This is a genomic window from Rhizobium sp. BR 315 (genome assembly GCF_050577975.1).
In the GTDB taxonomy this organism is placed as follows: Bacteria; Pseudomonadota; Alphaproteobacteria; order Rhizobiales; family Rhizobiaceae; genus Rhizobium; species Rhizobium miluonense.
In genome coordinates, this window is record NZ_JARWKZ010000005.1 from 268,169 (window position 1) to 278,146 (window position 9,978).

10 protein-coding genes and 1 pseudogene are annotated in these 9,978 nt (G+C 58.7%); 8 read left to right on the forward strand and 3 right to left on the reverse strand.

Features of this window, described 5'->3' with window-relative positions; genetic code table 11:
- Positions 1 to 3 precede the first annotated feature (3 nt).
- Entirely contained in the window at positions 4 to 471 is a 468-nt protein-coding gene (locus QD409_RS08985) for an Lrp/AsnC family transcriptional regulator (protein ID WP_034476732.1), read from the reverse strand.
- A gap of 238 nt (positions 472 to 709) precedes the next feature.
- Here QD409_RS08985 and trxB point away from each other — a divergent pair, with 238 nt between their 5' ends.
- The 5 genes from trxB to QD409_RS09010 all read left to right on the forward strand — a co-directional run bounded on the left by trxB (position 710) and on the right by QD409_RS09010 (position 5,696).
- Positions 710 to 1,684 carry a thioredoxin-disulfide reductase gene (gene trxB, locus QD409_RS08990; protein WP_430762492.1) on the forward strand — a complete coding sequence of 325 codons (975 nt, stop codon included), beginning with the start codon at positions 710 to 712 and terminating at the stop codon, positions 1,682 to 1,684.
- Between the two features lie 23 nt (positions 1,685 to 1,707).
- A complete protein-coding gene (locus QD409_RS08995) occupies positions 1,708 to 2,604 on the forward strand; it encodes a LysR family transcriptional regulator VtlR (RefSeq protein WP_004116399.1) in 897 nt (298 codons plus the stop codon).
- A gap of 565 nt (positions 2,605 to 3,169) precedes the next feature.
- The gene (locus QD409_RS09000; protein WP_092851100.1) at positions 3,170 to 3,463 is read left to right on the forward strand and encodes an ArsR/SmtB family transcription factor; all 294 of its coding nucleotides are present in this window, start codon (positions 3,170 to 3,172) and stop codon (positions 3,461 to 3,463) included.
- A 126-nt stretch (positions 3,464 to 3,589) separates the two neighbouring features.
- Positions 3,590 to 4,702, forward strand: a complete 1,113-nt coding sequence (locus tag QD409_RS09005; protein ID WP_430762493.1) for an alkene reductase — start codon at positions 3,590 to 3,592, stop codon at positions 4,700 to 4,702.
- A 190-nt stretch (positions 4,703 to 4,892) separates the two neighbouring features.
- Positions 4,893 to 5,696 (forward strand): aminoglycoside phosphotransferase family protein, encoded by an 804-nt coding sequence (locus tag QD409_RS09010; protein ID WP_430762494.1) that lies wholly within the window; start codon positions 4,893 to 4,895, stop codon positions 5,694 to 5,696.
- An 8-nt stretch (positions 5,697 to 5,704) separates the two neighbouring features.
- Here QD409_RS09010 and QD409_RS09015 read toward each other — a convergent pair whose 3' ends face one another.
- Entirely contained in the window at positions 5,705 to 6,682 is a 978-nt protein-coding gene (locus QD409_RS09015; RefSeq protein WP_430762495.1) for an NAD-dependent epimerase/dehydratase family protein, read from the reverse strand.
- 92 nt (positions 6,683 to 6,774) lie between these two features.
- Between QD409_RS09015 and QD409_RS09020 the strand changes: the two genes are divergently transcribed.
- The gene (locus tag QD409_RS09020) at positions 6,775 to 7,689 is read left to right on the forward strand and encodes a LysR family transcriptional regulator (protein WP_430762496.1); all 915 of its coding nucleotides are present in this window, start codon (positions 6,775 to 6,777) and stop codon (positions 7,687 to 7,689) included.
- Positions 7,690 to 7,992: 303 nt separating this feature from the next.
- Here QD409_RS09020 and QD409_RS09025 read toward each other — a convergent pair whose 3' ends face one another.
- The gene (locus tag QD409_RS09025; protein WP_092851067.1) at positions 7,993 to 8,274 is read right to left on the reverse strand and encodes a DUF2188 domain-containing protein; all 282 of its coding nucleotides are present in this window, start codon (positions 8,272 to 8,274) and stop codon (positions 7,993 to 7,995) included.
- 218 nt (positions 8,275 to 8,492) lie between these two features.
- On the opposite strand from QD409_RS09025, the gene QD409_RS09030 reads away from it, so the two are divergent.
- Positions 8,493 to 9,605, forward strand: a complete 1,113-nt coding sequence (locus QD409_RS09030; protein WP_425348537.1) for a calcium:proton antiporter — start codon at positions 8,493 to 8,495, stop codon at positions 9,603 to 9,605.
- Between the two features lie 170 nt (positions 9,606 to 9,775).
- Positions 9,776 to 9,978: pseudogene (locus QD409_RS09035) on the forward strand (IS5/IS1182 family transposase); the annotation flags it as partial.

Below are 9,978 nucleotides of genomic sequence, written 5' to 3' on the forward strand. Positions count from 1 at the left end.
TGCCTAGAGCTCTACCAAACCCAGCTTCTTGACTTGTCGGATAGTCAACATCGTGCGCACCGTATCGACATGCTCGTTTGCCGTCAGAACCTCGATGACGAAATCCTGGAATCGGGTGAGATTCTCTGCGACGCAGTGTAGCAGAAAATCGCTGTCGCCGGAGACCATCCATGCCTGCCGCACCAGCGGCCACGCCGCTGTCGCGCTGGCGAAAGCCTTGAGATTGGCTTCCGACTGGTGCTTGAGGCCGACCATGCAGAACGCCACGAGATCGAAGCCCAGCTTCGGGCTGTTCAACATGGCGTGATAGCCTTCGATAACGCCGGCTTCCTCAAGCTTGCGCACCCGGCGAAGGCATGGCGGCGCGGAAATGCCAACCCGATCCGCGAGTTCGACGTTGGTCATGCGTCCGTCCCGCTGGAGTTCCCGCAGAATCTTGATATCGATGGCATCGAGCTCAGCGCGAAGCACTTTCATCGCCTTTCTTTAATTCCCCCTCGCCAGCTTCTATATAAGGCACGAAAATTCGCAAGAAAGTTTCTCTGGGGTAACCGATTCTTACACAAAGCAGATTTGCTCTGTTAGTAATGCAAGGCTGCCCTTGAATAAATGCATAAGGCAATCATAAATGTAGCGGCGGATCGCGAAATCGCCTGCTTTGCGCGTTTGAAGCCACGGTTTCCCGTTCGCTGAATTGAAAGGACTGACTATGCCTGCCCGCCACACGAAGGTACTCATCATCGGCTCCGGCCCAGCCGGCTATACCGCCGCTGTTTATGCCGCGCGCGCGATGCTGCAGCCGGTTCTGATCGCCGGTATGGAACAGGGCGGCCAGTTGATGATCACGACGGATGTTGAAAACTATCCGGGCTTTGCCGATCCCATTCAGGGTCCATGGCTGATGGAGCAGATGCTGCAGCAGGCCCAGCATGTCGGCGCCGAGATCGTCAATGATCTCGTGACCGAAGTCGATACCAATCAGCGCCCCTTCGTCGCCCGCACCGACAGCGGCCAGGTCTGGACCGCCGATACGCTCATCATCGCCACCGGCGCCAAGGCGAAGTGGCTGGGCATCGAGAGCGAACAGCATTTTCAGGGCTTCGGCGTTTCCGCCTGCGCCACCTGCGACGGCTTCTTCTATCGCAACAAGGATGTGATAGTGGTCGGCGGCGGCAACAGCGCCGTTGAGGAAGCGCTCTATTTGTCTAATATCGCCAAGTCGGTGACCGTAGTGCATCGCCGCGATACCTTCCGCTCGGAAAAGATCCTGCAGGAACGCCTGTTCGCCAAGGCAAACGTCAAGGTTCTCTGGAACACCGAAGTTGCCGAGATCACCGGCGCGCCGGCCAAGCCGCCGATGCCGCCATCGGTCACCGGCGCCCGCCTGCGCGATGCACGCACCGGCACCATCACGGACATGCCGATCGACGGTGTTTTCGTCGCCATCGGCCATGCGCCGGCGACCGAACTCTTCAAGGGCAAGTTGAAGCTCAAGGATAATGGCTATCTCTGGACCGCCGCCGATTCGACCGCGACCAGCGTCGACGGCATCTATGCTGCCGGCGATGTGACCGACGATACGTTCCGGCAGGCGATCACGGCAGCGGGGATGGGCTGCATGGCGGCGCTTGAGGCGGAACGCTACTTGACCGGGCATATGCCCGTCGCCGTGGCTGCGGAGTGATGCAGCCGATGAGGGGAAGCGGCATGCCATTGGATTGGGACAAGCTGCGTATTTTTCACGCAGCTGCCGAAGCGGGCTCGTTCACGCATGCGGCGGATAAATTGCATCTATCCCAATCCGCCATCAGCCGACAGGTCAGCGCTCTCGAGCAGGATGTCGGCATCAAGCTTTTCCATCGCCATGCGCGCGGGCTGATCCTGACCGAACAGGGCGAGCTGCTTTATCGCACCGCCCATGACGTTCTGCTGAAGCTCGAAACGGTCAAGATGCAATTGACCGAAACGACCGACAAGCCGAGCGGCAAGCTACGCGTGACGACGACCGTCGGTCTCGGCCAGGGCTGGCTGACCGACAAGATCCAGGAATTCCTGCAGCTCTATCCGGATATGCAGATCCAGCTCATCCTCGACAACGAGGAGCTGGACGTGAACATGCGCCACGCAGACTGCGCCATTCGTCTGCGGCAGCCGCAGCAATCGGACCTGATCCAGCGCAAGCTCTTCACCGTGCATATGCACGTCTATGCGGCCCCCTCCTACATCAATCGCCATGGCGAGCCGCAATCGGTGGAGGATCTGGACGAGCATCGCATCATCAGCTTTGGTGAGCCGGCACCGAACTACCTGCTCGATGTCAATTGGCTTGAGATTGCCGGCAGGTCGTCCGACAACAAGCGCATACCGCATCTGCAGATCAACAGTCAGACCTCGATCAAGCGCGCCTGTTTGCTCGGCATCGGCATAGCAGTGTTGCCCGACTACATCGTCGGCCGCGACCCGGGACTCATCCAGCTTGCGATCAACGCGGACGTGCCGTCCTTCGACACGTATTTCTGCTACCCTGACGAGATGAAAAACGCAGCAAAGCTCAAGGTTTTTCGTGATTTCATTGTGGCGAAGGCCCGTAACTGGAACTTCTAGACAAAGATAAGCCACTAATAATAAACTGTTTTTGCGCCAAATATATCAGCCGCGCACATAATGCATAGCTGATATGCACAAAGCAGAGTTGAAGCCTGCCTATTTAACTACCATATCGCACTCAGCTGATGCACACGGTGGCTTTTCCTCCCAGTTCCACCGCATTGGCTGTTCCCCTCTGGAGGTTTTTAACCTTCATACCTATAGGGCCCTGGTTTACTCCGGCGGCCCTTTTTTTTGCCCTTTTTCAGCCAACCCTCCAAACGCATAACTGCCATGCACAAAAAAGCATTGCGCACTGCACAAATTAGCATCATAACGCACACAGCTGATGCACACGGTGGCTTTTCCTCCCAGTTCCACCGCATTGGCTGTTCCCCTCTGGAGGTTTTGACCTTCACACCTATAAGGGCCCTGGTTTATACCGGTGGCCCTCTTTTTTTGCCTATTTTCTAAGCACGCTTACTGTCTGTCATGCAGAAAATAATATTTTGCGCCGGTCTTGATATATCGAAAAACATCGATACATAAATCGCAATTATTCGATATTCATCCAGTGAAGATCATGGACAAGAGCGAAATCCTCAAAGCCCTGGCCCACCCGGCAAGGCTCGAAATCCTGAACCACCTCAAGGATCCGCAGACCCACTTCCCGACACAGGAACATCCGCTGGAGCTTGGCGTTTGTGCCAGTCAGTTCGAGCGCTGCGGCCTGTCGCAATCCACAGTGTCGGCCCATCTCAGCACGTTACACCGGGCCGGCCTGGTGACGACGAGGCGCCTGGGTCAGTGGATTTTCTACAAGCGCAACGAGGAGACCATCGCGGCATTCCTCGAAGCCATGCAGAAGGAACTCTGAACATGCCTCTTGCACGCCTCGTTCTCGCACTCAGCTCCTTCGCCACCTCACATCCCAAGGATGAGGCCCTCGCCTTCTCCTGATCCCTCTCCTCTCCTCCTCCCGCCCCCAAAGAAAGGACGAACCATGACCAAACTGTTCGAACCGACGAAGCTAGGCGACATCTCGCTTGCCAACCGCATCGTCATGGCACCGCTGACACGCAATCGCTCCCCGAATGCCGTGCCGAACGAGCTGAACGTCAAGTACTATGCTCAGCGCGCCACCGCCGGCCTGATCATTACGGAAGCGACCGCAATCACCCATCAGGGTCAGGGCTATGCCAACGTACCGGGCCTCTACACCAAGGAGGCGCTCGACGGCTGGAAGAAGGTGACGGACGCCGTGCACGCCAATGGCGGCAAGATCGCCGTACAGATGTGGCATGTCGGCCGCATCTCTCACACCACCCTGCAGCCGAACGGCGGCAAGCCGGTATCCTCGACCTCCAAGCGCGCTGAGAATTCGAAGACCTATCTGGTCAACAGCGACGGCACCGGCGGCTTTGCAGACGTCTCCGAACCGCGCGCGCTCGAAACCTCGGAAATCCCCGGCATCGTCGAGGACTATCGCAAGGCCGCCCGCGCTGCGATCGACGCCGGCTTCGATGGCATCGAGATCCACGGCGCCAACGGCTACTTGCTCGATCAGTTCCTGCGCAGCGATGTCAATGATCGTACCGACCAGTATGGCGGCTCGATCGAAAATCGCGCCCGCTTCCTCTTCGAGGTGGTCGATGCCATTACCAAGGAAATCGGTGCGGGCCGCACGGCAATCCGCATTTCGCCGGTCACGCCATCCGGCGATGCCAGCGACGCAGCTCCGCAGCCGCTGTTCACCTATGTCGTCGAAGGCCTGGCGAAGTACGGCCTCGCCTATATCCATGTCGTCGAAGGCCAGACCGGCGGCAAGCGCGACTTCCTGCCGTTCGACTATGAAGCCCTGCATGCAGCCTATAAGGCCGCAGGCGGCAAGGCCGGCTGGATGGTGAACAACGCCTATACCCGCGAGATGGCGATCGAAGCCGTCGAAAGCGGCAAGGCCGATGTCGTCGCTTTCGGCAAGCCCTTCATCTCCAACCCGGATTTCGTCCGCCGCCTGGAGGAAGACGCGCCGCTGGCCCAATGGGATCAGGCAACGCTCTATGGCGGAGGCGCCAAGGGCTATGCCGATTATCCGACGCTGGACGAAGCTGCTTAAGCCCCTGCCGAGACGGATCTCGTCACCAGCAGCCATGCACCAGGCGCTGGCTGCAATGCCGACAAAAAAGCCCCGCAACGAAATGTTGCGGGGTTTCTCTGTTCAGGTAGTTGAAAATCGGCAAGGCACAACCGAATTAATTGGCATATGCGCTTCAAGCGCCCATCCCGACCAGCAATAAAGCCGAAACATGTTTGATCCTTATGTCGACAGTTGGTCGCTGATGCCGGACGGTGACCCCATCATCACCCATTCCAGCCATCTGCTGCCCGTCCTCTGGCGAGGCAAAGCCGCCATGCTCAAGATCGCTTTGGATGTCGATGAGAAGTTCGGCAATCGCGTGTTGCGCTGGTGGGACGGCGACGGCACAGCTTTCGTCTACGAGCATGACGACGCTGCTGCCCTTATGGAGCGCGCGACCGGGGAAGGCGCGCTGCTCACCATGGCGATGGAAGGCGAGGACGACGAGGCAAGCCGGATCATGTGCCGCACAGCGGCGAGGCTGCATTCCCCGAGGGCGAAGCCGCTGCCATCGGATCTGGTGCCTCTGGATCGCTGGTTCCGGGAACTCGAACCAGCGGCCCGCATCCATGGCGGCATGCTTGCCGCCTGCTCGGAGGTCGCCCAGCACCTGCTCGCAGATCAGCGCGACCAGACCGTATTGCACGGCGATATCCACCACGAGAACATTCTCGACTTCGGCTCCCGCGGCTGGCTCGCCATCGATCCCAAGCGGGTCCATGGCGAGCGCGGTTTCGATTTTGCCAATATCTTCTGCAATCCCGAGCTGCCCACCGTCATCAAGCCGGGCCGCCTGCAGCGGCAATTGCCGATCGTCTGCGCTGAAGCAGGCCTTGAGCCGAAACGCCTGCTGCAATGGATCATCGCCTATGCTGGCCTTTCGGCAGCATGGTTTCTGAGCGACGGCGATACGAAGAATGCGGATTCCGATCTCACCGTCGCAGGCATTGCCTTTGCCGAACTCAATGCCTGACCAGCGGCTCATGCCGCCGGCAGGCAGCCGATTGCTGCAAGACTTGCCCTCACCGCCTCGTCCATCGGCGTATGCGGCTCCTCACCGAGTGCAGCCAGCAGCTTGTCGTTTCTCATTTCCAACGGCACGTCCCAAAGATAGCTCATCTCCCGCAGTTCGCGCATGAAGGGAACGAAGGGGGCTGCCAAAGGCACGATCCACCAGGGAAACGCCTTGACCTTGATCGAACGTCCGAGCGCGCGCCGCACGGCATCGATCATTCGGGTGCCATCTCCGTCCCAATGGCCGCGCATGTGATATGCGGCGAAGACCGGCAGTTCATCGCCTTTCTCGATCAGCCGGATCATCGTCTCGGCAACGTCAGGCAGATAAGCCCATTGATGGCCGACGCCACGCTTGCCGGGATAGGTCACCGAGCTGATCAACTTGCCCGGCGTTACCATGGCCTGCGAGAACCAGCTGTTGGCGCGGGAGCCGCCGAAGAAATCTCCGGCACGAACGATGATAACAGGCGTGCCATCCTGCTCCGCGGCCGCTTTCAGGCGCCGTTCCATCTGCACGCGGATGGCGCCTTTGCGGGTCTTCGGCCGCTGTGCGCTATCCTCGGTGACATTGGGAAAGACATCGGGGCCGAAATTATAGACCGTACCCGGCAGCACGATCCGCGCACCGACCGCCTTTGCCGCCGCGATCGTATTGTCCAGCATCGGCAACACGAGCTGCCCCCAGTTGCGGTAGCCGGGCGGGTTGACCGCATGCACGATGACATCTGCTCCGTCGGCTGCCTTCAGGACATCCTCGGCCTGCATGGCGTCGCCCTGAACCCAATCAAAGTAAGGCTGGCGGCGAGAGGCTTCGGCAGCATTACGCCCCAAAGCTCTAATGCGCCAGCCGCGAAGGGCAAGCCCCTGAGCAACGGCACCACCAATGCCGCCGGTCGCACCGAGTATCAAAGCTGTTTTTGCATGTTCTGCCTGGTTGCTCATGGTCATCTCCATCGGGTTCGACGGACTGACTATGCCTAGTGATCGCGATAAACGAAATTGCCAAAAAATCTGCAGATGGTATACATAAATGTATGACATCATCATCTGAACCAAGTTGGGATTTCTACCGCACCTTTCTCGCCGTGCTCGAACACGGCTCACTGTCGGCGGCAGCCCGTGAACTCGGGCTGACTCAGCCGACGGTCGGCCGGCATATTGATGCATTGGAGGAATCTGTCGGGGCCGAACTGTTCACCCGTTCGCAACAGGGCCTGCTGCCGACCGATGCCGCCCTCGTCCTGAAACCCTATGCCGAGACCCTGGCGAGCACGACCGCTGCCCTGCTGCGGGCGGCCTCCGGTTCGAAGGACAAGGTCAGCGGTACGGTGCGCATCAGCGCCAGTGAAGTCATCGGAACAGAAGTGTTGCCGCCGATCCTCGCTGACCTGCAGGTTAAATATCCCGAACTGGTCGTGGAATTATCGGCTTCGGATGCGGTGGAGGATCTGCTGCAGCGCGAGGCCGATATTGCCGTGCGCATGGTCGCGCCGGCGCAAGAAGCCTTGCTGGCCCGGCATATCGGTGTCATCTCCCTCGGCCTCTTCGCCCATCGAAGCTATATCGGACGACACGGCAAGCCGGAAACGGTCGAGCAACTGCGCCTGCATAAGCTGATCGGCTTCGATCGTCAGACGGCCTACATCAGAATGATGATGAAACGTTACCCGTTCCTCGACGGCGTCCGTCTCAGCTTTCGCTCCGATCACAGCACCGCCCTGCAGAATGCCCTGCGCGCAGGCATCGGCATCGGCTTCTATCAAACGCCTTTGGCGAGACGCGACGCAAACCTCGTACACCTGCTGCCCGAAGTCGAGGTAGCGATCGACACTTGGGTCGTCATGCACGAGAACCTCAAGACGTCTCCGCGTTGCCGCGTGACGTTCGACGCTCTCGTTACGGGATTGCTGGACTATGTCAGGGGAAGCGAAACGGAGGATCGATCATGATCGCTGGAGCGGCGGAGCCGGTGCCGCATAACACAAGCTGGCCCGTGGACTTCGAGCGCATCCGCGAAAAACTCGCATAATTGCTCAGGCCCTACCTCATGACGATGGAGCATATCAGCAGAACACCCATTCCCGGCCTCGCCGAGAAGCGTCATTTCGCCAATGCGATCATCGAAAAGACAATCGGCCAAGGCGGGCCTAAAACATGCCACGCAAAAACATGCGGCGGCTTTGCGACAACGGCACGCAAGAGATCAAAGACCTAAGCCCCCAAGACGCGAGTCTGAACGATCGCGACGCGCTTCATGCGCCGGGAGCCGTGTCGATCGGCGGGAAATGCACCTGGCCATCGATGACTTCCGTTTCCGGTCGGTCGCCGCCATCGGCATATTCCTCATGCCATTTGCCGCTCTCGTCCTGCCAGCTGATTTCGGCCGAGTCGCCTTCGACCTGCTGTTCGGCCGCCACGATCCTGGCTGCCTCCACCGCCTCGGAATGTGTCGGAAACGCTTCCGAATAAACATCACGGAAACGATAAGCCCATCCACCGTCATGCGGCACGATTTCGTAAACGACCTTGACCATTCAAACCTCCTTCTCATCTGCCAAGACCTTTGGGTCCGGATGTTACCGGCAAGGTCGCGTGCATCTGAGACGGATTTCGAGTATGCCGCGACGTTTGTGGGTTGGGCAGACACCTATTCACGCAGTATTCCATTAAACGACACAGACTGCAAATCGTGCTCTGCCATTGCACGCTTGATGTGCGAAATCATTGATTTAGAGTGCAACCGTGAATCGGCATGAAGGTGGGGAAAGTGATTACGGCAAACTGGTTCAGGCAGGAAAAAGCCCTCTTGGTGGCAGTGGCGATTGCGGTCGTTACCTATGCTGGCGAGCATTCCATACTGGAAATGGGACAGGCGGCATCGATGGCCGCGGCAGCGGCATTGATCGCAACGATTGTATTGGTCTCCATGCGCGTTGCTCACCATGCAGAGACGCTTGCTGTGAAAGTCGGAGACCCCTACGGCACGATGATCCTGACCCTCTCGGCCGTCGCCGTGGAAGTCATCATCCTTGCCATCATGATGAGCGGCGAGAGCTCGCCGACGCTCGTACGCGACACGATCTACGCTGCTGTCATGCTCGATATCAACGGCATCCTCGGCCTCGCCGCGCTTCTCGGCGGGCTGAAGCATGGCGAACAGCCCTATAACGACGATTCCAGCAGGACCTACGGCGTGATGATCCTAACCGCCATGGGCATCTCGATGATCGTGCCGGAATTCATTCCCAGCGTGAAATGGCACTATTATTCCGCCTTCACCATCTTCGCGATGATCGCGCTCTACGCGCTGTTCCTGCGCATGCAGGTGGGCAGGCACAGCTATTTCTTCAGCTACAGCTATCCGCGCACGGAAAAGAAGCTCTCGGCATCCGAGGAACATCACGCGGAAGAGCCCACCACGACATCGATCGCGACGATCCTGATCGGCGTCGTCCTGATCGGCGTGCTGGCGGAATTCATGTCCGCTTTCATGGATACCGGCCTGAGAGGCACGGGCGCGCCGCCCGCCATCGCCGCAATCGTCGTGGCCGCCATCTCCGCAGCACCGGAAATTCTGACGGCCTTGCGCGCCGCGCTCAGAAACCGCATGCAGGCGACGGTGAACATCGCCTTGGGCGCCTCACTATCAACAGTCATTCTGACCGTGCCCGTCATGGAGGCGATCGCGCTCTATACCGGCCAACCCTTCATGATGGCTATGTCGCCGGTGCAGACCGTTATGGTGATGATCACGCTGATAGTCGCCGCCATCAACCTCAACGACGGCGAAACCAACGCTATCGAAGGCATGACCCATTTCATTCTCTTTGCCACCTTCATCATGCTGACGGTGCTCGGCCTTTGATTCCAATTTCAAGGACCTACGCCGACAGGCGGACTCAAATTGCGAAGCGCTTGAATCAGTTGATGAGCTTGAAGCCTGCAGTCTGAATGCAAAAAAGCCCGCCATTTCTGGCGGGCTCAGACTGCTGACAAACCTCTGGCTTTGGCCAGAGGTTTTTGATTCAATGGGACATGTTGAAGAAACCTTGTGCCGAACAGACGGCTCTCGAGATGGTGACGCTCGACAGCCTGGTGCCGAGAGATCATCTGCTTCGCAAGATCGATGCGGTGATCGACTTTACTTTCATCGATGATCGCGTTGCGGGATTGTATTGCGCCGACAACGGCCGGCCGCCGCTCGATCCGACATTGATGTTCAAGGCGCTGTTCATCGG